The organism is Niallia taxi, assembly GCF_004005475.1.
Classification (GTDB): domain Bacteria; phylum Bacillota; class Bacilli; order Bacillales; family Cytobacillaceae; genus Niallia; species Niallia taxi.
This window is the reverse complement of record NZ_RZTZ01000002.1, coordinates 207086-231886: the sequence shown is the minus strand read 5'-3', so window position 1 is coordinate 231886 and position 24801 is coordinate 207086. Positions and strand designations below refer to the sequence as shown.

At 39.5% G+C, this 24801-nt stretch carries 18 protein-coding genes and 1 other annotated feature; of the genes, 2 read left to right on the top strand and 16 right to left on the bottom strand.

Going from position 1 to position 24801, the window contains the following annotated elements:
* Nucleotides 1-83: 83 nt before the first annotated feature.
* Together EM808_RS05970 and EM808_RS05965 are read right to left on the bottom strand one after the other, a co-directional pair.
* Complete coding sequence (locus EM808_RS05970; protein WP_127737231.1) at nt 84-1391, bottom strand: bifunctional folylpolyglutamate synthase/dihydrofolate synthase; 1308 nt, start codon at nt 1389-1391, stop codon at nt 84-86.
* Between the two features lie 82 nt (nt 1392-1473).
* A complete protein-coding gene (locus EM808_RS05965; RefSeq protein ID WP_127737229.1) occupies nt 1474-4125 on the bottom strand; it encodes a valine--tRNA ligase in 2652 nt (883 codons plus the stop codon).
* Between the two features lie 72 nt (nt 4126-4197).
* Nucleotides 4198-4426: a binding site (T-box leader), on the bottom strand.
* A gap of 198 nt (nt 4427-4624) precedes the next feature.
* Between EM808_RS05965 and EM808_RS05960 the strand changes: the two genes are divergently transcribed.
* Nucleotides 4625-4816 carry a hypothetical protein gene (locus EM808_RS05960; protein ID WP_127737227.1) on the top strand — a complete coding sequence of 64 codons (192 nt, stop codon included), beginning with the start codon at nt 4625-4627 and terminating at the stop codon, nt 4814-4816.
* Between the two features lie 11 nt (nt 4817-4827).
* Here the strand turns inward: EM808_RS05960 and ysxE are convergent, their stop codons facing one another.
* The 8 genes from ysxE to hemA form a co-directional block, all read right to left on the bottom strand.
* Nucleotides 4828-5874, bottom strand: coding sequence for a spore coat protein YsxE (gene ysxE, locus EM808_RS05955; RefSeq protein WP_127737225.1), 1047 nt, complete (start codon nt 5872-5874; stop codon nt 4828-4830).
* A gap of 101 nt (nt 5875-5975) precedes the next feature.
* The gene (gene spoVID, locus EM808_RS05950; protein WP_235856572.1) at nt 5976-7355 is read right to left on the bottom strand and encodes a stage VI sporulation protein D; all 1380 of its coding nucleotides are present in this window, start codon (nt 7353-7355) and stop codon (nt 5976-5978) included.
* 175 nt (nt 7356-7530) lie between these two features.
* The gene (gene hemL, locus EM808_RS05945; protein WP_127737220.1) at nt 7531-8817 is read right to left on the bottom strand and encodes a glutamate-1-semialdehyde 2,1-aminomutase; all 1287 of its coding nucleotides are present in this window, start codon (nt 8815-8817) and stop codon (nt 7531-7533) included.
* Nucleotides 8818-8832: 15 nt separating this feature from the next.
* Nucleotides 8833-9810, bottom strand: coding sequence for a porphobilinogen synthase (hemB, locus tag EM808_RS05940; protein WP_127737218.1), 978 nt, complete (start codon nt 9808-9810; stop codon nt 8833-8835).
* 11 nt (nt 9811-9821) lie between these two features.
* Nucleotides 9822-10583 carry a uroporphyrinogen-III synthase gene (locus tag EM808_RS05935; protein WP_164849584.1) on the bottom strand — a complete coding sequence of 254 codons (762 nt, stop codon included), beginning with the start codon at nt 10581-10583 and terminating at the stop codon, nt 9822-9824.
* The gene (gene hemC / locus EM808_RS05930; RefSeq protein ID WP_127737214.1) at nt 10576-11514 is read right to left on the bottom strand and encodes a hydroxymethylbilane synthase; all 939 of its coding nucleotides are present in this window, start codon (nt 11512-11514) and stop codon (nt 10576-10578) included. Before hemC ends, EM808_RS05935 begins: the two co-directional genes overlap by 8 nt.
* Before the next feature lie 54 nt (nt 11515-11568).
* Entirely contained in the window at nt 11569-12393 is an 825-nt protein-coding gene (locus EM808_RS05925; RefSeq protein ID WP_127737212.1) for a cytochrome C assembly family protein, read from the bottom strand.
* A gap of 99 nt (nt 12394-12492) precedes the next feature.
* Complete coding sequence (gene hemA / locus EM808_RS05920; protein ID WP_127737210.1) at nt 12493-13833, bottom strand: glutamyl-tRNA reductase; 1341 nt, start codon at nt 13831-13833, stop codon at nt 12493-12495.
* A gap of 364 nt (nt 13834-14197) precedes the next feature.
* Here hemA and EM808_RS05915 point away from each other — a divergent pair, with 364 nt between their 5' ends.
* Entirely contained in the window at nt 14198-14683 is a 486-nt protein-coding gene (locus tag EM808_RS05915) for a LiaI-LiaF-like domain-containing protein (protein WP_127737208.1), read from the top strand.
* Between the two features lie 120 nt (nt 14684-14803).
* Here the strand turns inward: EM808_RS05915 and EM808_RS05910 are convergent, their stop codons facing one another.
* The 6 genes from EM808_RS05910 to tig all read right to left on the bottom strand — a co-directional run bounded on the left by EM808_RS05910 (nt 14804) and on the right by tig (nt 24726).
* Complete coding sequence (locus EM808_RS05910; RefSeq protein ID WP_127737900.1) at nt 14804-16411, bottom strand: ribonuclease J; 1608 nt, start codon at nt 16409-16411, stop codon at nt 14804-14806.
* Between the two features lie 184 nt (nt 16412-16595).
* Nucleotides 16596-17183 (bottom strand): ribosome biogenesis GTP-binding protein YihA/YsxC, encoded by a 588-nt coding sequence (gene yihA / locus EM808_RS05905; RefSeq protein WP_127737206.1) that lies wholly within the window; start codon nt 17181-17183, stop codon nt 16596-16598.
* Nucleotides 17180-19507, bottom strand: coding sequence for an endopeptidase La (lon, locus tag EM808_RS05900; RefSeq protein ID WP_127737204.1), 2328 nt, complete (start codon nt 19505-19507; stop codon nt 17180-17182). The genes yihA and lon overlap by 4 nt, the downstream gene beginning before the upstream one ends.
* Before the next feature lie 436 nt (nt 19508-19943).
* The gene (lonB, locus tag EM808_RS05895) at nt 19944-21605 is read right to left on the bottom strand and encodes an ATP-dependent protease LonB (RefSeq protein ID WP_127737202.1); all 1662 of its coding nucleotides are present in this window, start codon (nt 21603-21605) and stop codon (nt 19944-19946) included.
* Nucleotides 21606-21805: 200 nt separating this feature from the next.
* Complete coding sequence (gene clpX / locus EM808_RS05890) at nt 21806-23071, bottom strand: ATP-dependent protease ATP-binding subunit ClpX (RefSeq protein ID WP_127737200.1); 1266 nt, start codon at nt 23069-23071, stop codon at nt 21806-21808.
* A 368-nt stretch (nt 23072-23439) separates the two neighbouring features.
* Complete coding sequence (gene tig, locus EM808_RS05885) at nt 23440-24726, bottom strand: trigger factor (protein WP_127737198.1); 1287 nt, start codon at nt 24724-24726, stop codon at nt 23440-23442.
* Between the last annotated feature and the right edge of the window lie 75 nt (nt 24727-24801).

Genomic DNA, 24801 nt, shown 5'->3' with positions numbered 1-24801 from the left:
ACGAAATTTCAAACTTTTTGCCTATTAATATTATACTATATTTTTTTTGCGTAATAATATATAAAAATTTGTAAAAAATTCTGTTACTTTTCTCCTAAATTTTGTTCCTTAAAGAATGCAAGTACATTTGATAAGAAATATAGGGAGCCTGTTATTACAAGCATTTCGCTTTCGTTCATTGCTTCTAGCTTGTCTGTAATTGCTTTTTTCCAATCATTCGTAAACGATTTATTCGGATGATGACTGTCGGTATACAAAGCCTCTCCCGTTGCTGCCCTCGGGAAATCAAAGCTTGTGAATGTTATGTCAGCTGCCGCTTTATCAAGCTGCCCTATCATTTTATCCGTTTTCTTGTCAGACAATGCAGCAAATAGAATGCTTTTCTTCTTGTCTTTATATCTTGACTCTAGAACTTCAACCAGTGCCTCTATCCCTTCCTGGTTATGCGCTCCGTCAACAAGCACATACGGATGCTTTGATAAGACATCCAGTCTGCCCGTCCACCTTGCATGAAGCAATCCTTTTTGAATATGTTCTTCACTTAAACACAGCTCTTCTTTTAGCAGCAATGCTGCCATGACAGCTAAGGATGCATTCTCTACCTGGTGCTCCCCAAGCATGCCAATCTGTAAATTAGTAAGTTTAGTTGCCGCTGTTTTAAATGTAAAGCTTTCTCCATCTTCATTTGATTGATAGTTCTCCAATTCAAAATGCTTTCCTAATAAATAATATGGAGCATTTTCCTCCTGAGCCCTTCTCACAATTACATCCTTAGCTTCCTCTTGCTTTACTGCTGCAATAATTGGAGTATTTTCCTTGATGATACCTGCTTTTTCAAAAGCTATTTCACCATATGTTTCTCCTAAAATGGCAGTATGGTCAAGACCAATGCTTGTGATAATAGATAGTAAGGGATTGATGATATTAGTTGAATCAAAGCGTCCGCCAAGGCCGACTTCGTATAAGACTATATCTGGTGTTTGGACATTAGCGAAATAATAAAAAGACATGGCAGTAATAATTTCGAATTCTGTCGGTCCTCCTAATTCCTCCTTGTCCATTTCCTCTACAATCGGGAACAGGATATTAGCGAGCTTTGTGATTTCTTCATCTGCTATTGGAACACCATTAATGCTGATTCTTTCATTAAATTGCTCAATATAAGGAGATGTAAAGGTTCCTACCATTAAACCAGCACTTTCCAATATACTTCTTAAATAGGTAACAGTTGATCCTTTCCCATTTGTACCGCCGATATGAATTGTCTTGATTTTTTTCTCCGGAAAACCAAGCTTCTCCATCATAATATGCATTCTTGTCAATCCAGGCTTGATGCCAAGGCGCAGTCTGCCATGTATCCACTGCAATGCCTCTTCATACGTCTGAAACATTTCATACACCTCTTTTTGATTTATCGTTAAATAGGGAAGACGAACCCTCAGGAAGTAAAGGGTTCGTCTAGTTTTAGGGTAATTATGCATCGCCCTTTAATTCTTTGATTCGTGCTTCAACAGTTGCTTTCTTTTGCAGATAGTCCTGTTCTTTTGCTTTTTCTTCCGTAATTACTTTTTCTGGAGCCTTTTTCACAAAGCCTTCATTGCTCAATTTCTTTTGAACTCTGTCTACTTCTTTCGTCCATTTATCAAGCTCTTTTGTGAGACGGGCGATTTCTTCTTCCATATTGATAAGTCCTTCAAGTGGAAGAATGATTTCTACACCAGTAATAACAGAAGTCATTGCCTTATCAGGGATTACAATATCTGTTGCAATCTCTAATTCTTCTGGGTTACAGAAGCGTTCAATATAGGCTTTATTTTCTGCCAATGTTGCTTTAATCGTATCATCCTGTGACTTAAGAAGAATGTTAATTTTCTTGCTCATCGGTGTGTTTACTTCTGCACGGCTGTTTCTTACAGAACGAATGATTTCTACAAGCAGCTTCATATCATTAGCAGCCTTGTTATCAGTAAAGCTAGTATTAACCTCCGGCCATGCTGCTGTTGTGATTGATTCACCTTTATGCGGCAGGTTTTGCCAGATTTCTTCTGTGATGAATGGCATGAATGGATGCAGCAATCTCATTGTATTGTCCAATACATAAGCAAGTATAGAACGTGTTGTCAGCTTTGCAGCTTCGTCCTCTCCGTATAGAGGCAGCTTCGCCATTTCAATATACCAGTCACAGAAATCATCCCAAATGAAGTTATAAAGGATTCGGCCAACTTCACCAAACTCATAACGGTCAGACAGGCGTGTTACTGTTTCAATTGTTTCATTCAAACGTGTCAGGATCCATTTATCTGCAACAGATTTCTCACCAGACAAGTCGATTTCTTCAAAAGTCAATCCGTTCATATTCATAAGTGCGAATCGAGATGCGTTCCAAATTTTATTAGCGAAGTTCCAAGTGGACTCAACCTTTTCCATGCTGAAGCGTAAATCTTGACCTGGAGAGCTTCCAGTAGACAAGAAGTAGCGCAAGGAGTCAGCACCGTATTGTGCGATAACATCCATCGGATCAACACCGTTGCCTAATGATTTACTCATTTTTCTGCCTTGCTCGTCACGAACAAGTCCATGAATCAATACATCATTAAATGGTCTTTGCCCAGTGAATTCCAAGCCTTGGAATATCATGCGAGAAACCCAGAAGAAAATAATATCATAGCCTGTTACAAGTGCTGCTGTTGGATAATAACGTTTAAAGTCAACAGCTTCTGTATCTGGCCAATCCAATGTAGAGAACGGCCATAAAGCTGAACTGAACCATGTATCTAATACATCTGTATCTTGCTCCCAATTTTCGATATCGCTAGGAGCCTCGTGGTTTACATATACTTCGCCTGTTTCTTTATGATACCAAGCTGGTATGCGATGTCCCCACCAAAGCTGACGAGAAATACACCAGTCACGGATGTTTTCCATCCAGTGCAAATACGTATTTTCAAAGCGGTTTGGAACGAATTGAACCTTCTCTTCTTCGTTATTTTGCAATTCAATTGCTGCATCTGCCAATGGCTGCATTTTAACGAACCATTGTGTGGAAAGATATGGCTCTACAACTGCACCGCTGCGCTCTGAATGTCCAACAGAATGCATATGCTCTTCAATTTTGAATAGAACGCCTGCATCTTGAAGGTCTTTGACAATTTGCTTGCGGCATTCGAAGCGGTCCATGCCTTCATACTTGCCAGCACGCTCATTCATTGTTCCGTCTTCGTTCATAACAAGAATGCGTTCAAGATTATGACGGTTACCTACCTCAAAGTCGTTCGGGTCATGTGCAGGTGTCATTTTAACTGCACCAGAACCAAAGTCCATTTCTACATAGTCATCTGCTACAATCGGTATTTCTCTTCCAACGATTGGCAGGATAACTGTTTTTCCGATTAAGTGCTGATATCTTTCATCCTTAGGATTTACAGCAACACCAGAATCTCCAAGCATTGTTTCTGGACGAGTCGTAGCAACCTCAATATAGCCAGAACCATCTGCAAGCGGATATTTCATATGATAGAAAGCACCTTGAACGTCCTTGTAAATAACCTCGATATCAGAAAGAGCTGTTTTTGTAGCAGGATCCCAGTTGATGATATATTCACCGCGATAGATTAATCCTTTGTTATACAGGGAAACAAACACTTCGCGAACTGCCTTTGACAGCCCTTCATCAAGGGTGAATCGCTCTCTTGAATAGTCTAGCCCAAGTCCAAGCTTTGACCATTGCTCACGAATATGGCTAGCATATTCTTCCTTCCATTTCCAAGTCTCTTCAACAAATTTTTCTCTTCCTAAGTCATATCTGCTAATATTGTTGGCACGGAGCTTTTCTTCTACCTTTGCTTGTGTAGCGATTCCTGCATGGTCCATTCCTGGCAGCCAAAGAACATCATAGCCTTGCATCCTTTTCATTCTTGTCAATATATCTTGCAGGGTAGTATCCCATGCATGGCCTAAGTGAAGCTTTCCTGTTACGTTCGGCGGAGGAATAACGATCGTATAAGGCTGTTTTTCCTCATCTGACTTCGCTTCAAAAAATTTACCTTGCAGCCACCAATCATAGCGTCCTTTTTCAATGGATTGGGGATCATATTTCGTTGGCATTGATAGTTCATTTGTTTCCATATCCATAAACCTCCTAAAAGAAATTATTTAAATTCTTGAATTTTTTTGGCAAATAAAAAACTCCCTTCGTCATAAAAGGACGAAGGGAGTTTTTCGCGGTACCACCTTTTTTCCAATATAAAAATATTGGCTCTTTCAAAGATGATATCGGATACTGTCCGTCTTTCACTAATGAGCTAAACCGTTCGCAAAAGAAGCTCGAGGGCTACCTTCCAATATAGTTGAATGGAAATCTTTCAGCAGGTGATTTCCTCTCTAAAAAACAACTAAGCATTGTACTACTCCCTGTCATTGCCTTTTTTATTTATTTATATAGATAATACCGAATAAAAGTTATTTTCGTCAATAAGGTTAACCTTATTTTTTTCAATTTATACATTTGCCCAGCAAAACGAAGCCCCTTTTTTTGTTGGAGCAAGAAAGTATAGCTATTAAACAGTACTTAATAGGCTCAAGCCACCATATATTTAGGATAAGGATTGAAAGGAGGTTTATTCTTATGAAGAAAAAATTCAATCCATACACATATCCCCCTTGGCTTAAAGGGGTTCGCAATGCATGTGCGCGGTTTATCCTTCCATTTTGCATTTTCCAAGGAGTCCGGACAATGCTATTGCCTACCACTTTCGATGTACTCTTTTTATCTCTGTTAATTGTTTTGGCCTTGTCCATTTACTTGGAAATAATTTAAGACCCAAGATCTTATGAATCTTGGGTCTCTTTTTGCGCCTCCTGCTGTGCCTTTTTTTCCCGTTCCATTTCGTCAATCCGCATGACGATATATTCGGTATTCTTCAGGAGCCAATATTGTTTTAACAAGCTTTGCGCATATTTGCGCTCGTTCTTTTTCTTATTGCTTTTATGATATTTCTCACATATCCGAATCACAGGACCAGGATGTGCCAGATAGCTTAAAAAAAGCAGCATCTCATCTGATCTAAGCGGATAATAATTGAAGTAAGTATAAATCCATTCTAAGCAATCGTTATTCTGCTTCGGAGCTGTCTTTAAGGATCTGGCGATAAACGGGAGCAGGTCATGGCTTGGGGAGCCAAACTTGGCATTCTCAAAATTGGTGAAATACCCATACCCTTTCTCATCATATAAAAAATGCTCTGGTGAGATCTTTCCATGGATGATGGAAACCCTTGCCTTCTCATCATCCTTCGTTTCTTCATACCATTCCTTCAGCTTTGTTTCAGAATATTTCAGCGCTTGCCTAACATCATGGTAATACATACAAAACATCCATTGGAACGGGGACATATATTCGGTGTTTTCACACTCCTCAATATAGCCATCCAGAAACTCCTGTTCCTTTTCTAGTTCCAAGAGTGTATTTTCATAATGCTCTTCTCTGTCTTCCTTTTCAACCTTTACTTCTTTAGATGAAAGTATATGCAGCCTTGCCAATTCCCTGAACATCTGCTGATGCTTTTTGAAATAGCTTTCCCTGTCTTCATTTGGAAGCCATGGCATCAAATAATACAGCTTATGATCATGCAAGACTGCATACCTTCCATCGACCGTTGGATATATCGGCACAATTCGATTATATCCCTTTTGGTATAATGTTCGGACATGACGGATAAAGTCAGAGCCTTTATGTGGATCTATCGATTTAAGGGCAAATGTGCCCTTATTGCAGTAAATCTTTACAATCCTGCCGAACTCCTCCACAAAATTAGGCTCGACTCCATACGGTTCTAAAATGGGGGTATACTTTTTAATCGTGTTTTTTTCACTCATATGCGCCCACACTTTCTTATGACGAAAAAGAGATTTGCTTCATCTCCAGCATGATGATAACGGGGCTTCGCTTTACCCTTTTTCAAGCACTTTTGCAAAACTTATTTTTCTGCCAATTTAATAGGAATATATAATACTTGCCCTTCTGCGACATCCTGATTGACTTCCAAATGGTTTTCCTTCAACAGTGTGTGAACATTGACATTATAGCGTTCACTTAACTTCTCAATCGTATCTCCCTGCTGAACGATGCAGACCTTTACCTTTGTATGTGTTTCTTCTTCTTTTCGGGCAAAAAATTCAGTGAACGTTAATGATTTCTTTTTAGCAAAAATGCCTTTTTTCTTCTTCGTCCCTTTGTCATCGTCAGAAGAAGATTCGTCTTTTTCTGCATACTCTGCTGTTGATTCATCAAGCTTTAGCTCAGAGGATTCAGGGACTGGCTTATCAAAAACCTCCTCTGCTGGGTAGGTTTCTTCCTCTGCTCTGAATAAGGAAACCTTCAATTCCTGCCTAGTGTCCGCAACAGGTGCAGCCTGAAATGGGGGTGGCTCCTCCTGTACATCTGCTTCTGTAAATAGTGGCACCTGTGAAATGTCATCATCTTCCCAGTCATCTTCTTTTTCAGGAGGTGCTTTACGCACTTCTAATTCAAATGGCTCATACTCTTGTAACCCTGAATCAGCAGAGACTCGCTCTTCTTCTTCCATCAATGGACTAATCCTTTGAAACGGCGGCACCTCAATTTCAACAAGTTCAGGCTCATCTTCTGCTGCTTCTCTGTATGACGCTGCCTCTATTTCTTCCTCTGGATCTCCAAAAGACACTTCCTCAGTGCTGGAACTAGCAGTGATCTCTATCTCTTCCTCTTCTTCTGGCTGCCTTTGCCCATAACCTCGAGATAACGCCTCAAGCTCATCTTCCTGTTCAACAAACTCATATACTGGTTGTGAAGCATTAGGCTGTTCCTCTGCAATGTCTGCTTCTTCATCCCTCACTGGATAAAATGCAGCCCATTCTTCATCATTCTCTTCTTCAACAGTATCATGCTCGTCAGTTGTTAAGCCTGCAATTGATAATTCAGCAGTAAGATTCAAGCAGCTTCTTTCTGGAAATACATAATCAAATGTTTCAATTTCCACCTCGATATCATCGACGCTTTGGACGCGTGAGAACGGAATGGTAATATCAATAGGGAAATGATGTAAAAACTCATAAACCCCTTCTTCCCTTTCCAAAACAGAATGAACTAATTTCGGAGCCTTAAATACCTCTTCTTCTTCAGACTGGAGGTTTTGTGTGCGATTGTATTCACCTGTCAATTCTAATGATCCTTGAATGGTAATATACTGATCGTTTTCTTGGATGGTAATATTCGGGTCCAGTGAAATGGAAAGCAGATCATCTACTTCCTGTCCTTTTTGAAACCAGACTGACTCTTCCAATGAAAACCGTAAAATAGACGAATTTTCTTGAGACAAAGCGACTCCTCCCTTCATTCCTTTTACGTTTAATCACTATGTCAATTACAATTTATGAACTTCATTTCCCTTTTATGAATACTTCTTTACTGTTAAAGTTTAAGAATTTAGAAAAACAGCAAAAACAAAAAAAAAATCCAAAGCCTTTATCAGGTACTTTGGATTTTTTTCATAGTCATTTTAATTTTGAAAATGCGATTTCTGCTGCTTTAATTGTATGTGCAATATCCTCATCACTTAAAGCTGTAGATAAGAACAAGCCTTCAAATTGGGATGGAGGCAGGAACACACCTTGCTCAAGCATTTCATTATAAAATGCAGCGAAATAGTCTAAGTTAGATGTTTTTGCACTGTCATAATCAACAACCTCTTCATTTGTGAAGAAGAAGCCAATCATAGAGCCTGCTCTGTTAACTGTAAATGGAATTTCATATTTTTCTGCCGCTGCTTTCAAGCCTGCTTCTAGCTTATCTGCTTTTTGAATAAATTGTTGATAGCTATCAGTTGTCAACTGGGACAATGTCTGGAAGCCTGCTGTCATCGCTAACGGATTTCCTGATAATGTTCCTGCTTGATAGATTGGTCCACTTGGAGCAACTTGATTCATTATCTCTGCTTTTCCGCCATATGCGCCGACAGGAAGTCCTCCGCCAATAACCTTTCCAAGACAAGTAAGATCAGGAGTAATACCGAAATAGCCTTGTGCACAGCCATAATCAACGCGGAAGCCTGTCATAACCTCATCAAAGATCAGTAATGCTCCGTATTGTTCTGTAATCTCACGCAGCCCTTGCAGGAAGCCATCTCTAGGCGGTACAACCCCCATATTGCCTGCAACTGGCTCAACGATAATACCAGCAATATCATCTCCAAAGCTTTCGAAGGCATATTTAATGCTTTCAAGGTCATTGTACGCTACCGTGATCGTGTTGGCAGCAACTCCTTCTGGAACGCCTGGGCTATCTGGCAAGCCAAGTGTTGCAACACCTGAACCTGCTTTTATCAAGAGAGAATCACCATGGCCGTGGTAGCAGCCTTCAAACTTAATAATTTTATTTCTGCCTGTATAGCCTCTTGCAAGCCTGATTGCACTCATTGTAGCTTCTGTTCCAGAGGATACCATACGAATAATCTCAATGCTTGGCACTCTTTCTTTTACAAGCTTGGCCAGTTCATTTTCTATTAGAGTCGGTGCACCAAAGCTTGTCCCTTGTTCTGCGACCTTTTTAATTGCTTCCACAACTTGATCATTGGCATGTCCTAAAATAAGGGGACCCCATGAAAGTACATAATCAATGTATTCATTGCCATCAATATCGTAAATTTTAGAGCCTTTTCCTGATTCCATAAACACAGGATTCCGCTTTACCGATTTAAAAGCGCGAACAGGACTGTTAACCCCGCCTGGCATTAATTCGACTGCTTCCTTAAATGCTTTTTCTGACTTTTCATATGAACGCATGCTATCCCTCTTTTCTTATTGTTCTTTCAACCAGCGTGCAACATCTTTTGCAAAGTAAGTCATGATTAAATCTGCTCCGGCACGTTTCATGCTGACCATCATTTCCATTACAATACGCTCTTCATCAATCCAGCCGTTTTGTGCAGCAGCTTTTACCATGCTGTATTCTCCGCTCACATTGTAAATAACGATTGGCATCTTCAAGGTATTTTTCATATCACGAACAATATCCAAATACGGCATACCAGGTTTGACAATCATAAAGTCTGCCCCTTCTTCCGCATCTGATTCTGCTTCTCGTAATGCTTCGAGACGGTTTGCAGGGTCCATTTGATATGCTTTACGGTCTCCAAATTGCGGGGTGCTGTCCGCTGCTTCACGGAATGGTCCATAAAATGCGGAAGAATACTTCACTCCGTATGACATAATTGGTGTATCTATGTAGCCTGCTTCATCAAGACCCTTGCGGATAGCAGCTACAAAACCGTCCATCATATTAGATGGAGCAATGATATCTGCACCAGCTTCTGCTTGACTTACAGCTGTTTTAACAAGCAATTCCAATGATTCGTCATTTAATACACGACCTTCTTCCACGATACCGCAATGTCCATGGCTTGTATATTCGCAAAGGCATGTATCAGCAATAATGACAATCTCCGGATAATTCTTTTTGATGAAGCGAATTCCTTCTTGGACAATGCCGTGATCATGAAATGCCTGTGTACCGCATTCATCCTTTTCTAAAGGAATGCCGAATAATAGGACTGATTTAATGCCAAGGCTTTGTACTTCATCCATTTCTTCCTTCAAACGGTCAATGGACAGATTATAAATTCCAGGCATTGATGAGATTTCCCGTTTAATGTTCTCACCCTCTGCAATGAAAATAGGATAAATCAAATCGTCCACATGCACATGAGTTTCCCTTACCAATGCTCTCATGCTTGCAGATTGACGCAGTCTACGGTGACGTTTAAATTGTAATGACATTTCGTTCTCCCCTATTCTTGTAAAAATTCAACTAATCGATCAAGCATACTGTCTACTGTAAAATTGTCGGGATAAATATCAACATTTATACCATAATCGTTTAGCTTTTCCTTCGTTATTGGGCCAATACATCCAATTGTACAGGTCTTAACTGATTGTTGAAGCGCATATGTATGGACCACATCCATAAAATATTCCACTGTAGATGAGCTTGTAAACAGGAGCACATCCAATTTCTGCTCTCTTAAGACCTTGACTAGCAGTGATTCGCTCTTTTCAGGAAAATATGTTTCATAGATAATTGCTTCTTCTGCGGCAATTCCAGCTTCCCTTAAGGAGCTGTATAATACATTTCTCGCCAAGCTTCCCTTCACAATAAGTACTTCCTCCTGTTTTGCCACTTGCTGCGAAAATTCTTCTGCAAACGTTTCGGCAACAAAGGAGGATGGAATGAATGCTGCTTTATAGCCATAGTGTGCCAATGTTTCAGCAGTTTTGTCCCCAATGACAGCTATTTTAAGATGTTCTGGAGCTTTAAACTCCCAAGCTTGAAAAAAAGCATTCACTCCGTTACTGCTCGTAAACACAAGCCAAGCAAATCCGCCTCCGAGAAGCTTCTCCTTGGTTTTTTCAGTCAAAGGCAGGCTGCGAAAGGCAAGCAGCGGAATTTCGACAGGTGTTCCTCCTAAAAGCTTAACCCTGTCAGAAAGGGCTGCTGCTTGGTTCCTCGCCCGCGGTATCAGAATGCTTTTTCCTTGCAATGGGTTATGCATCAATAATGTTCTCATCTTTCAGGCTGTCTATCAATTTCTTTGCTCCCCGCTCTGTGAGCAGTTCTGCGGCCTGTTCACCAAGCTCTACTGGGTTAGTGCCTGTTAGTACCTCTTTATATACTGTTTTGCCATCAGGAGAGGTTACAAGAGCTGTCAACGTAAGCTCCTTATCGCCCACCATTTGGGCAAAGCCTGCAATCGGAACTTGGCAGCCGCCATCCATTTTGTTTAAGAAGGCTCTTTCTGCATAAACGGTCTTCGTCGTTTCCTCTGATGACAGCTTGCTCAATAGCTCAAGCACTTCCTTATCATCTTCTCTGCACTCAATGGATAATGCACCTTGACCAACTGCCGGCAAACAAGTTTCAGGGTCAAGAAATTCTGTGACAACATCGCTTGTCCAGCCCATTCTTGCAAGTCCTGCCGCAGCGAGAATAATGGCATCATAATCTTCTGTTTCTAGCTTCTTCAATCTTGTATCGATATTGCCGCGAATCCATTTTATTTCCAAATCTGGTCTTACTGCTAATAGCTGTGCACCGCGTCTGAGACTGCTTGTCCCAATAACAGCACCTTCCTTCAAGTCCTTCAATGGGATATGACCTTTGCTGATTAGCGCATCACGGTGGTCCTCCCTTTGCGGAATACAACCGATGATTAAACCTGGTGGGAGTACAGCAGGCATGTCCTTCATGCTGTGTACCGCAATATCAATTTCTTTATCAAGCATTGCTTGTTCAATTTCCTTAACAAATAGTCCTTTTCCGCCGACCTTCGATAATGTCACATCTAACACAACATCACCTTTTGTAACCATTTCCTTAATTTCAAATTCATAGGATGGGTCTAATTTTTTCAATTGATTAATAACCCATGTTGTTTGTGTAATAGCTAACTTGCTTCGTCTTGAACCGACAATAATTTTTCGCATCCGTATGCCTCCAGCTTAAACTTTTAGCCGCATTTCACCGGCTTTATGTAGCATTTATTTATAGTGAAACGTTGAAAAATTCCCTGCCAAAAAGAAATTAATCAACAGTATTAAGAAACATGCAATATTGAAGTAAGCAATGCCTTTCCCTACTAGTTTATGCGTTACTCTTGCATATAAACAGCATCCGTAAATAAAAAGGACAAGAAAGGATCCCAGTATTTTTGGGTCATACCAGACAAAACCTGGCGCCTGAACACTAGCCCATTGAATGCCGAGAATGAGAGCTATCAGCAATAAAGGAACGCTGAACACGTTAAAAAGGTAAGCTATATTCTCCAATTTTGTTAAATCAGGAATCCGCCTCAGTCGTTTTCCCCATATTTTCTTTTTCAACAGATTAAATTGAACACAGTACAAAAGAGAAAAAATAAACGACAGCGAAAAACCTCCGTATGCAAGCAATGCTGCCGTAATATGAATGAGGAGCAGCTCTGAAATTACTTGTGTGGCAATCTCCGTCCCCTCTCGGATTGGCGCAAATGTATGTATGGCCATAATGATAAAACCGAGCACATTTGTAAAAAAGACAATAAAATCAATTTTCAAAAGCTTGTTGATTAAAAGCGAGAAGGAAACAAGCACCCATGTATAAAAGTACAGCCCCTCCATGATTGTAAGCACAGGAAACCGCTTCGTATCCACCATATAAATAAGCAGGAAGGCGGTTTGCAAGAGCCATACAAATGAAAGTAACCAGAAAGCTGCTCTATTGGCTTTCTGGTTATTATGCATAAAATCAAAAAAGTATAAGAGCACAGATATTGCATAAAGAATAATCGTAAATTCATGAAGTCTAGTTAAATAAGCATCTGTCATATATGTTTCCCCTTTAACAGTTAAAACCTTGAGAAAAATGTTACTTCATATACTATAATGCCAAAACTCTTTTAAACAATCTAGCTTTAAGGTCAATAATTAGCCCTGAAAGTTGGGCTGTAAAGAAGACACTACTTTTTTCTCTTCCTTCACAACTGTTGTTTGAGTTTGGACATCCTGCTCCAAGTTGAATATTTTCACGAATAGCTCCATTGCCTGTTCGCGATTATCTGAAGAAGCAAGCTCTTTTGCATGAAGAATCGGATCCTTCAGCATTTGGTTAATGATGCTTTTCGTATGTTTGTTCAAGACTTTTTTATCACGGTCACTTAAATGCGGCAGCTTTCGTTCGATGCTTTTCATCGTTTCGCCTTGAATTGCTAACGCTTTGTCGCGAAGTGCTGAAATGACTGGTACGATTCCTAACAAATGAAGCCATTCGTTAAATTCGACAATTTCCTGTTCGATCATGAGCATAATTTTCGCTGCTTCTCTTTGGCGCTCTTGAAGGTTTGCTTCGACTATGCCTTCTAAATCGTCAATATCATATAAGAATACACTATCTAATTCTGCAAGTGCAGGATCTAAATCACGTGGTACAGCAATGTCAACCATAAATAACGGTTTTCCCTTGCGAATCTTTTCCACTGTATTCATCATGCTTTTCGTGATTACAAACGAACTAGCACCTGTTGAGCTGATTAGAATGTCAGCATCAATTAATGCGCATTGCAGCTCGCTCAAGGATTTCGCCTGACCTTCAAAACGCTCTGCCAAGCTTTGTGCCTTTTCAAATGTCCGGTTTATTACCGTTACATTTTTCGCCCCATTGCTGTACAGATTTTGAATAGCAAGCTCGCCCATCTTCCCTGCACCTAATATCAGCACATTCTTATTGTCTAATGTACCGAATATTTTTTTTGCTAATTCTACAGCAGCATAGCTGACAGAAACGGCATTTGCTCCAATGTCTGTTTCTGTATGTGCTTTTTTAGCTAGTGTAACAGCCTGTTTAAATAGCTGATTAAATACTGTTCCTGAAGACTCAATGGCTTGTGCCTCTAGGAAACTTGCACGAACCTGCCCAAGAATTTGAGTTTCTCCTACGACCATAGAATTTAAACCACATGCAACTTGAAAAAGATGGTTCATTGCTCCATCCTGTTCGTAAATAAATATATATGGACTAAATTCTGCTTGGTCAATCTCAAACCATTCAGATAAGAACTCTTTTATATAGTAACGACCAGTATGCAATTGGTCGACAACAGCATAAATTTCTGTACGATTACAAGTAGAAATGATGATATTTTCCAGAATGCTTTTTTTCTTTTGCAATTGACTCATTGCTTCCCCGAGTGCAGAAGAGTCAAATGTTAAACGTTCTCTAATTTCTACTGGGGCCGTTTTATAATTTAGTCCAACGACAACTATATGCATAAGTAATTGATACCCCCAAAGATTTCAATGAAAATCCGATTCTTTATTTATAATTATTCTAAACATGTATTTATTATAACAAAAAACAAACGATAATGTGCAACAAATATGACTATAATTGTGAACAAATTGTGAATTGATATGTTAACATATAGTATTATTGGCAAAGTCAGTTTTATACTATCTTTACTTACTAGTAATAGTGTATACATACATGCCAAAATTATCTATGAAAACAGCTGTTTTTTTGGAATTTATTTCGTTAAATGTACTGTCCTAATAGCATATGCAATGCTATCCACTCAAGTACATTAACAAAGATATCATTTGGATTCAAGTTTGTATTACTGGAAACGGAGGAAATATGAAATCTCATAAGTTATTTACTGGTGTTGCACTAGTTGGGTTTGGAATTTACTTTTTGCTTAAAGTGCTGAAGGTAACTCCTTTTGAGTCTTTTTATTCCTGGCCTACCTTGCTTATAATCGTTGGATTAGCGTTTCTGTTTCAAGGGTTTTTAGGCAAGGATTATAGCTCGATATTGCCTGGGGTGATTTTGACTGGGTTCGGCCTTCATTTTCAACTTGTCAATAAACTAGCCATTTGGCCAAATGATACAGGAACTTTTCTGCTGATTATCGCCTTAGGATTTATTCTTTTCCACCAAAAGGCAGGATCTGGGCTGATGAATGGTGTACTGTTTCTGCTTTTGGCAGGTTTTCTGCTATTTTATGAAGATATTATAGACTCGATTACTTTCATTCAAGTAGGGCAGGAAACACTTAAGTTTCTTACACCACTGTTGTTTTTGCTTATTGGCGGGTATTTTTTGCTTTCTAAGCGGAAATGAAAAATCTGCTTAAAGTAGGTTTTATATATGGAAGTAATCCGACACTTAAAAGCTAGAGGATATTGATTATTGAATACAGGGATGAGACTCCTGCAGACTAGCTGTAGGAGTCTCATCCTTTTATACTTCTATAATAATCGGTAAAATCATCGGTTTACGTTTTGTTTGATGAAATATATACTGCCCTGCCGCTTTTCTGACTTCTTGCTTAATTGCACCCCACTGATTTCTGCCTCTTGCATCAACAGTGGAGACCGCTTCTTTAATGACACTGTTTACGGAGCGAATAAGGTCTTCAGCGTCTCGAACGTAAACAAAGCCTCTTGAGATGGTATCTGGTTCTGCTATTAGTTTCTTTTCCTGCTTACTCATTGTCAGGACAATGACAAGCATTCCATCCTCTGAAAGCTGTTTACGGTCTCTCAATACAATTTCACCGACATCTCCTATTCCGATTCCGTCGATGTAGGTATTGCCTGCATGAACCTTTCTTGTGAATCTAGCCTTTTCCGATTGAATGTCGACAACATCGCCATTACCGATAATAAAAGTATTGCCTGTTTCTACACCGACTGCTTCGGCTAGATTGCGGTGCTGATTGAGCATTCTGTACTCACCGTGGATCGGAATAAAATATTTCGGCTTCATTAATGTGAGCATCAATTTTAAATCCTCTTGATAGCCATGTCCAGATACATGCATGCCTGACGTAGTGCCGGATCCGTAAATTACCTTCGCACCGATTGCAAAGAAATTATCAACAACACGAGAAACATATCGCTCATTTCCTGGTATTGGGCCAGCTGCAAAAATAACAGTATCACCTCGCAGAACTTCAACTCCTCGAAAATTTCCAGTCGATAATCTGGCAAGGGCTGCTAATGGTTCGCCTTGGCTGCCTGTACAAAGTATCGCTACCTTTTCAGGAGGAAAAAGCTCAATTTCGCCCTGATCAATAAGCAAGCCCTCAGGTACCTGTAAATACCCCCGCTCCATTGCTACCTCCACCACATTAAGCATACTCCTGCCAAGAAGCGCCAGCTTGCGATTCGTCTCCATTGCTGCATCGACTACTTGCTGTACCCTGTTAATATTCGAGGCAAATGTTGATAAAATCACTTTCCTGTCTGCTTTTTGAAACGCTTCAAGGATATGGCGCCCTACTAACTGCTCAGAAGGGGAAAGACCAGGCCGTTCTGCATTTGTGCTTTCAGATATAAGCAGCAGCACACCTTTTGACCCAATTTGTGCCATTTTATGAATATCGGAGTTTTCCTTATTAGCAGGTGTTAAATCAAATTTGAAATCTCCTGTATGCACAATATTTCCTTGTGGAGTACGGAACACAATACCTATGCAATCAGGAATACTGTGATTCACCTTAAAAAACTCGGCTTTAATCTCACCGAATTGCAATTGTGAAGTATTGTTAATTTCAATCATTTCCGTATCCCGAACAAGTCCGTGCTCCTTCAGCTTTAGCTCTATTAACCCAAGTGTAAACCTAGTTCCATAGACAGGAACATTCAATTGTTTAAGGAGATATGGAATACCGCCGATATGATCCTCATGTCCATGTGTGACAATTAGTCCCTTTACCTTGTCTTTATTCTCCACTAAATAACTGATATCAGGGATAATTAAATCAATTCCATGCAGACTTTCATCAGGAAATTTATTACCGCAGTCAATCGCCAAGATTGTATCATCATATTCTATTACATACATGTTTTTTCCTATTTCATTTAATCCACCAAGTGCAAATATAGATATCGGATTTCCATTCGTCACAAGAAACTTCCTCCTACTGCATGTTTTACTGTTAGCTTACCCGGAAAAAAGCCCTATTATTGCTGTCTTTTCTCTATAAACAAAAAAAAGCTGAATCACAGTTGATTCAGCTTTTTTTTGTTTAGTTTTTCGCAAGATACTGCAGCAAAGACCAAACCTTGTCTTTTCCCTCACCTGTTTCGCTTGAGAAAAGAATAAGGTGATCATCCTTACTAAGATCTAATGTTTCCCTTGTTACTTTCAAATGCTTTTGCCATTGCGATTTTGAAATCTTGTCCGCCTTTGTGGCAATAATAATTGCCGGAATGCCATAATGCTTTAAAAATTCATACATCATGACATCGTCCTTAGTAGGGGCATGCCGTAAATCTGTAATCAAGACGACAGCTTTAAGCTGTTCTCTTGATGTAAAATACGTTTCAATCATTCTACCCCATGCTTCTCGCTCTTTTTTTGATACCTTTGCGTATCCGTAACCAGGAACATCTACGAAATGCAGGATTTCATTGATTAAATAAAAATTCAATGTCTGCGTTTTACCTGGCTTGGAGGAAATGCGGGCAAGAGCCTTTCTTCCGAGCATCTTATTGATGAACGAAGACTTCCCAACATTTGATCTTCCTGCTAACGCGAATTCCGGTATATCCGTATCCGGATATTGATGCGGCTTTACTGCACTTATCACTATTTCTGCACTATTTACTTTCAAGAATTTACACTTCCGTTCAGAGCATGTTTTAATACTTCGTCCACATGAGAAACAAGAATAAAGTTCAGTTCCTCGCGAACACTTTCTGGTATATCATCTAAATCTTTTTCATTATCCTTTGGTGCAATAATGGTCGTCAAGCCTGCACGATGTGCACTCAGTGATTTTTCCTTCAAACCCCCGATAGGGAGAACCCTGCCGCGCAAAGTTACTTCCCCTGTCATGCCAACTTCTCTTTTAATCGGCTTGCCAGACAATGCAGATACAAGTGCTGTTACCATTGTAATACCTGCTGAAGGACCATCCTTTGGAACTGCTCCTTCTGGTACATGAATGTGAATATCAAATTTTTCATGGAATTTCGGATCAATTCCAAGCTCCTCCGATTTGGAGCGGATATAACTGAAAGCAGCCTGTGCTGATTCCTTCATTACATCTCCCAATTTCCCTGTTAATACAAGCTTCCCTTTTCCTGGTGCCAACGCTACTTCAATTTGCAATGTATCGCCGCCAACAGTTGTGTAAGCAAGCCCTGTTGCAACACCGACCTGATCCTCCAATTCAGCCTGACCGTATCGGAAAATCGGCTTACCAAGGAATTCCTCCACATTTTTGCTTGTCAGAATTATTTTTTTCTTTTCTTCTGATACAATCATTTTTGCGGTTTTGCGGCAAATCGTCGCAATTTGACGTTCCAAGCTTCTTACTCCAGCTTCACGTGTATAGTGGCGAACAATTTGTTGGATGGCATCCTCTCTTATTTGCAGCTGCCCTTTAGTCAAACCATGGTCTTTAATTTGCTTAAGCAATAAATGATCCTTAGCAATATGGATTTTCTCCAGCTCTGTATATCCAGATATAGAGATAATCTCCATCCGATCACGAAGCGGTCCCGGAATTGTTGCCAAGTTATTTGCTGTTGCAATAAACATAACATTGGAAAGATCATATGTTTCTTCAATATAATGATCACTGAAGTTGCTATTTTGTTCTGGGTCCAAAACCTCAAGCATTGCGGAAGATGGATCACCTCTGAAATCATTGGACATTTTGTCGATTTCATCCAATAGGAATACAGGGTTGATAGTACCTGCCTTTTTCATTCCTTGAATGATGCGACCAGGCATTGCTCCTACATATGTTCTTCTATGTCCTCTTATTTCGGATTCATCTCTGACTCCGCCAAGGGAAATACGCACAAAGTTACGGTTAAGTGACTTGGCAATAGAACGAGCTAAGCTTGTTTTACCTACGCCTGGAGGTCCAGCAAGACAAAGGATTGGTCCTTTAAGCGAATTAGTTAAGCTTTGCACTGCTAAATACTCTAACACGCGCTCCTTGACCTTTTCAAGACCATAATGATCCTGATCCAATATTTTTTCAGCCTTTTTGATGTTCAAGTCATCTTCAGTTGCATTGCTCCATGGCAATGCAAGCAGCCAATCAATATAATTACGAATAACAGAGCTCTCTGCAGAAGTGGAAGGAATCTTCTCGTAACGATCCAGTTCCTTTAAGGCAGTGGCTTTAACATGCTCCGGCATCCCTGCCTGTTCAATTTTTTCGGCAAGCGTGCTTACTTCACCGCTTTTACCGTCTTTATCACCAAGCTCTTTTTGGATTGCTTTCATTTGTTCACGCAAGTAATATTCCTTCTGCGTTCTTTCCATGGACTTCTTCACACGCTGCCCAATCTTCTTCTCTAGGCTTAAGACTTCCTTTTCATTATGAATGATGTCAATCACTTGATTCATACGTTGCTTGTTATCTAATGTTTCCAGTATTTTCTGTTTTTCCTTTAGCTTTATTGGCAGATGTGATGCAATAATATCCGCCATGCGCCCTGGTTCTTCCATATCAGAAACTGTAGCATACGTTTCATTAGAGATTTTTTTGGAAATCTTTATGTATTGCTCAAAATACTGAAGCATTGTTCTCATTAACGCTTCATCTTCTACATCCTTTGAAGTATCCTCTTCCATTATTTCTAGTGTAGCGGCATAATACCCGTCTTCTTCTGTCAATTCAATAAATTTGGCTCTTTTCAGCCCTTCCACCAATACGCGGATCGTGCCGTTTGGAAGCTTCAGCATCTGCTTAACTTTAGTCAAAGTCCCGATTTTGTACAATTCTTCCTCAGCAGGATCATCAATATCAATATCTTTTTGCATTGTTAGAAAAATCAGATGGTCATCAACCATTGCTTTTTCAAGTGCCTGCACCGATTTTTCTCTACCAACATCCAAGTGTAATACCATTGTTGGATAAACAAGTAATCCTCGAAGCGGCAGGAGGGGTACTAGTGTATTCTTTTTTTCCTCCATGACGTTGCACCTCCAGCATCGCATTTCATACTTTGTACAATTCTATCCTATTTAGGAAAAAGTGTCTATTAACTAGGGTTATTATAGAGAAAAAGGAATTAGAACTAATTGACTCCCTATTTTATTCACTTTAAATTGCAAGCATCTATACGATGTTCTTTTATTCTTATTAAAACCATTTATTTAACGAGTGGTGTTGCTTATAAGCTTTCTTTTATCCCATAATGTTATTATTTTAACAAATGGCCTGTATTATGTCCTCTTTCTGCAAAAGAATTAACATCCAGTTCTAGCCTACATTATAAATCATCTTTGCCATCTTATAAATGAATTGACATTCAAGCAATACCTTTTCTTTTTCATAATGAAAAAAGCTCTACAGCAGATGCTGGCATTTATATGCCAGCATCTGCAAGCAGGGCTTGCTTCTTTGTTTTTATACGCTTTCTTTTTTAGATATATCAATCGAAGCTGGTATCGCTTCCCCTTCCTTCAACAAAGCAAGCTCTAATACTTGCTGGAAGGATGACACTGGAATAATCGTAATTCCTGTGATTTCTTTCAAAACAGACTGCATATTTTCCTCTGGGATAATCACTTTCTCTACTCCTGCTTTTTGAGCAGCTTTCACCTTTGCAAACACACCGCCGACAGGTTTTACCTTACCATGAATACTTATTTCACCAGTCATGGCTACCTTCCTGTCAATCGGTTGATTGTAAATGGCTGAATAAATGCCTGAAGCCATGGAGATACCGGCAGATGGTCCATCAATTGGTACACCGCCAGGAAAATTAACATGGATGTCAAACTGATCTGCTGGAACACCCATAGACCGAAGCACTGTAATGACATTTTCGATTGAACCCTTTGCCATACTTTTTCTTCTTATTGACTTTCCTTGGCCTCCAATGCTTTCTTCTTCCACAATTCCCGTAATATTAATAGAGCCTTTATCCTTTTCAGCTGGAATGGCCGTAACTTCAATTTCAAGAAGTGCGCCCATATTCGGACCTTGCACTGCAAGTCCATTCACAATTCCTACGTGCGATTCATCATTGATTTTCCGTTCCATTCTTGGAGAGAGCTGGCTTGAATGAATAACCCATTCTAGTTCATCATTTTTTATATATGTACGATCTTCGCTTATGGCCAGCCCAGCTGATATTTGTACGATGTTGACAGCTTCGCGCCCGTTGCGTGCATATTCAGCAAGCGTGTTTAAGCTTTGTTCACTGATATCCAAACGCACCTTATCGGCAGCCTTTTTCCCTATTTTCACTACTTCATCTGCTGTTAATTCCCGGAAAAAGACTTCCATGCATCTAGAACGAATGGCTGGCGGAATCTCGTTTGGCGTCCGAGTTGTAGCACCAATCAGCCTAAAATCTGCTGGCAGTCCGTTCTGGAAAATGTCGTGGATATGTGTTGGAATTTGCGTGTTTTCCTCATTGTAATAAGCACTTTCGAGAAATACCTTCCTATCCTCCAAAACCTTGAGCAGCTTGTTCATTTGCGTTGGGTGAAGCTCCCCAATTTCATCAATAAAAAGTACTCCTCCGTGTGCATTTGTGACAGCGCCTTGTTTAGGCTGTGGAATACCCGCTTGTCCCATTGCACCGGCACCTTGGTAAATTGGATCATGAACAGAACCAATAAGAGGATCTGCAATACCCCTTTCATCAAATCTCGCTGTTGTTGCATCAAGCTCAACAAAAACGGAAGTTTTTTTGAAGGGTGATTTTGAATTTCGTTTGGATTCTTCCAATACTAGTCTCGCTGCAGCTGTCTTTCCAACTCCAGGCGGCCCGTATATGATGACGTGCTGAGGATTAGGACCACAAAGGGCTGCCTTTAATGCCTTTATGCCGTCCTCTTGTCCAACTATATCTTCAAAGCTTGTTGGCCTGACCTTTTCAGATAACGGTGCAGTCAAAGAGATCGAACGCATTTTTCTCAGTTGATCCATTTCCTTTTTTGATTCCCGATCAATTGATACTTTCTGTGTTCTTTGACTTTTTAAAAGGTTCCAAAAATACAGGCCAATTATGATGCCAAAGAATAGTTGTACAAATAAAGCAATCTCTGTCCAACTCATATTATTACCTCCTGAATTAAATCTTGCTGATAGAAAGTAGTATCTCCTTCCTAGAGTTGGAATAAACAATATTTCATGGAAAAATCATGGAATGTTTTAGGATTTTGTATTTACCTTTAGCAAAAGGTATGTGTTATAAGACAAAAACAAAGGGCTGGAATCAATATGATTCCAGCCCTAATTATTAAAGCTAACTGTTGTTATGCAGATGTTTTCGTTTCTTTATCGACAACTGTTCCATCTTCTAAAACAAGCTTTGGAGCAGCGTTATCCGCGACTGTTTCTTTAGTGATAATGCATTTAACGATATCTTCACGTGAAGGAAGATCGAACATTACATCAAGCATAATGCCTTCAATGATGGAACGAAGTCCACGAGCACCTGTTTTTCTTTCAATTGCTTTTTTAGCAATTTCCTTTAAGGCATCGTCTTCAAATTCCAATTCAACATTATCAAGCTCAAGCATTTTTTTGTACTGTTTCGCTAAAGCATTTTTTGGCTTTGTCAAAATTTCAACAAGCGCTTCTTCATCAAGCTGTCCTAAGCTTGAAATAACTGGAAGACGACCGATGAATTCCGGGATAAGTCCAAAACGCAGCAAGTCTTCTGGAAGGACCTTTGAAAGCAAGTCTTTATCTTCGACTTCTTCTACTTTTGTTTCTCCGCCAAATCCAATTACCTTTTGACCAAGACGTCTTTTGATAATCGGTTCAATTCCGTCAAAAGCACCGCCGCAAATGAAAAGAATATTAGTTGTATCAATTTGGATAAATTCTTGATGCGGGTGTTTTCTTCCTCCTTGAGGCGGAACACTTGCAACAGTTCCTTCAAGGATTTTCAGCAATGCTTGCTGCACACCTTCACCAGATACATCTCTCGTGATAGACGGGTTTTCTGATTTACGTGCCACTTTATCGATTTCATCGATATAAATGATACCTTTTTCCGCTTTTTCCACATCATAGTCAGCAGATTGAATTAACTTCAAGAGAATGTTCTCTACATCCTCACCAACATAACCTGCTTCAGTTAATGAAGTAGCATCAGCAATTGCAAAAGGAACATTCAGGATTCTAGCAAGTGTTTGTGCCAATAGCGTTTTACCGCTTCCTGTTGGTCCAATCATGGCAATATTACTCTTTGATAATTCTACATCATCGATTTTACTGTTTGAGTTGATGCGTTTATAGTGATTATAAACGGCTACAGACAAGGATTTTTTTGCTTGCTCCTGTCCGATAACATACTCATCAAGTATATCGCGGATTTCTGCCGGCTTTGGTACATCCTTGAACTCCACTTCTTCTTCTGTGCCAAGCTCCTCTTCGACTATCTCTGTACATAATTCAATACATTCATCACATATGTACACGCCAGGTCCTGCAACAAGCTTGCGGACTTGATCTTGAGTTTTACCACAGAAGGAGCATTTTAATTGACCTTTTTCATCATTAAATTTAAACATATGTTCACCCCTTAAGTACTCTTATATATATGTTTTACCGCACGGATTAAAAAGTTAATCATCTATTTATCTTTTTTTTACAACAGTTATGTATTGCATTGTACCATATTGATGTTTGTACAGGAAATGATACAACTTGGATGAACCTTTCCAAATAATCCTATCGCGGTAAAACGTAAGTGCTTCTATTAAGCATAACCAGTTTTGCCTGCTTTAAGTCTGGTTACACCACTCTTTTTATATGTATGAATTCCTGTACAAGAAAAAAAGGGAAATCAAGCTCTCTTTAAATCTTATTATATGTTGGTAATCGCTAATATAAAACTAAGGCACGATACTTCGCGCCTTAGTTATTTTGCTTACTTCTATTATGCAACAGTTTTGCTGTTTTCTACAAGGAAATCGATTGCTTTTCTGATTTTAAGATCCATTTGTAGGTTTTCAACGCCACCAAGTGCTTGTTTAATAGCATCTGTGCCCATGTTGTACATTTCTGCCATTTTGTCTAGCTCAGCTGTTACTTCTTCTTCAGAAACTGTAATGTTTTCTGCATTTACAATTGCTTCAAGAGTCAAGTTAACGCGAACACGTTGTGCTGCATCTTCTTGCATTTGCTCTTTAAGAGCTGCTTCATCTTGACCAGAGAATTGGAAGTAAAGCTCAAGGTTCATACCTTGCATTTGCAAACGTTGTTCGAATTCGTTCATCATGCGATCGATTTCTGTGTCAACCATTGCAGATGGAACATCGATTGTAGCGTTAGCAGCAGCTTTTTCTACTACTGTGTCACGAACAGCATGTTCTGCTTGGTGCTTTCTGTCTGCTTCTAGACGAGTTTTGATTTTTTCTTTAAGTTCTGCCAATGTTTCTGCTTCAGCATCAACATCTTTAGCAAACTCATCATCTAATTCAGGAAGTTCTTTGCCTTTGATTTCTTGAACAGTAACTTTGAATGTAGCAGGCTTTCCAGCTAGCTCAGCAGCATGGTATTCCTCTGGGAATGATACTTCTACTTCTTTGCTTTCTCCAGAAGCAAGACCAACTAATTGCTCTTCGAATCCTGGAATAAATTGACCTGAACCAAGTTCTAGAGAGAAGTTTTCAGCAGTTCCGCCTTCAAAAGCAACTCCATCTTGGAAACCTTCGAAGTCGATAACAACTGTATCGCCTAATTCAGCTTTTCCTTCTTCTTTAACAACAAGTTCAGCTTGTTTTTCTTGCAATGCTTTAATTTCTGCATCTACATCTTCGTCTGTAACGTTTGTGTCAACAGCTTCTACTTCAAGACCTTTGTAATCGCCTAAAGTAACTTCTGGTTTAACCGTTACAGTTGCTTTAAAGATAACAGGTTTTCCTTTTTCGATTTGCTCTACATCGATTTCTGGACGATCAACTGGCTCGATGCCTGCTTCGTCGATTGCGTTAGCATAAGCTTCTGGCAATAGAATATCGATTGCATCTTGGTATAAAGATTCGATACCAAAGCGTTGTTCGAACATTCCACGAGGAATTTTCCCTTTACGGAATCCAGGAATATTAACTTGCTTAACTACTTTTTTGAATGCAAGGTCTAAACCTTCGTTTAACTTTTCAGCATCCAATTCAATTGTAAGAACACCACGGTTCCCTTCTAATGCTTCCCATTTTGCTGACATAACTATATTTCCCTCCAACAATCTATTCTACTTTTCAATACTTCTAACAGTTGTTTAGATAGTACTTTTATTTTA

Excerpts from the sequence above, each read along its gene's own strand:
- EM808_RS05965 (WP_127737229.1), bottom strand. The coding sequence starts at position 4,125 with ATGGAAACAAATGAACTATCAATGCCAACGAAATATGATCCCCAATCC.
- EM808_RS05915 (WP_127737208.1), top strand. The coding sequence starts at position 14,198 with ATGAAATCTCATAAGTTATTTACTGGTGTTGCACTAGTTGGGTTTGGA.
- EM808_RS05970 (WP_127737231.1), bottom strand. The coding sequence starts at position 1,391 with ATGTTTCAGACGTATGAAGAGGCATTGCAGTGGATACATGGCAGACTG.
- hemB (WP_127737218.1), bottom strand. The coding sequence starts at position 9,810 with ATGTCATTACAATTTAAACGTCACCGTAGACTGCGTCAATCTGCAAGC.
- hemA (WP_127737210.1), bottom strand. The coding sequence starts at position 13,833 with ATGCATATAGTTGTCGTTGGACTAAATTATAAAACGGCCCCAGTAGAA.
- EM808_RS05960 (WP_127737227.1), top strand. The coding sequence starts at position 4,625 with ATGAAGAAAAAATTCAATCCATACACATATCCCCCTTGGCTTAAAGGG.
- lonB (WP_127737202.1), bottom strand. The coding sequence starts at position 21,605 with ATGAGTTGGACAGAGATTGCTTTATTTGTACAACTATTCTTTGGCATC.
- hemL (WP_127737220.1), bottom strand. The coding sequence starts at position 8,817 with ATGCGTTCATATGAAAAGTCAGAAAAAGCATTTAAGGAAGCAGTCGAA.
- clpX (WP_127737200.1), bottom strand. The coding sequence starts at position 23,071 with ATGTTTAAATTTAATGATGAAAAAGGTCAATTAAAATGCTCCTTCTGT.
- ysxE (WP_127737225.1), bottom strand. The coding sequence starts at position 5,874 with ATGAGTGAAAAAAACACGATTAAAAAGTATACCCCCATTTTAGAACCG.
- lon (WP_127737204.1), bottom strand. The coding sequence starts at position 19,507 with ATGGAGGAAAAAAAGAATACACTAGTACCCCTCCTGCCGCTTCGAGGA.
- EM808_RS05935 (WP_164849584.1), bottom strand. The coding sequence starts at position 10,583 with ATGCATAACCCATTGCAAGGAAAAAGCATTCTGATACCGCGGGCGAGG.
- EM808_RS05925 (WP_127737212.1), bottom strand. The coding sequence starts at position 12,393 with ATGACAGATGCTTATTTAACTAGACTTCATGAATTTACGATTATTCTT.
- hemC (WP_127737214.1), bottom strand. The coding sequence starts at position 11,514 with ATGCGAAAAATTATTGTCGGTTCAAGACGAAGCAAGTTAGCTATTACA.
- tig (WP_127737198.1), bottom strand. The coding sequence starts at position 24,726 with ATGTCAGCAAAATGGGAAGCATTAGAAGGGAACCGTGGTGTTCTTACA.
- EM808_RS05910 (WP_127737900.1), bottom strand. The coding sequence starts at position 16,411 with ATGTATGTAATAGAATATGATGATACAATCTTGGCGATTGACTGCGGT.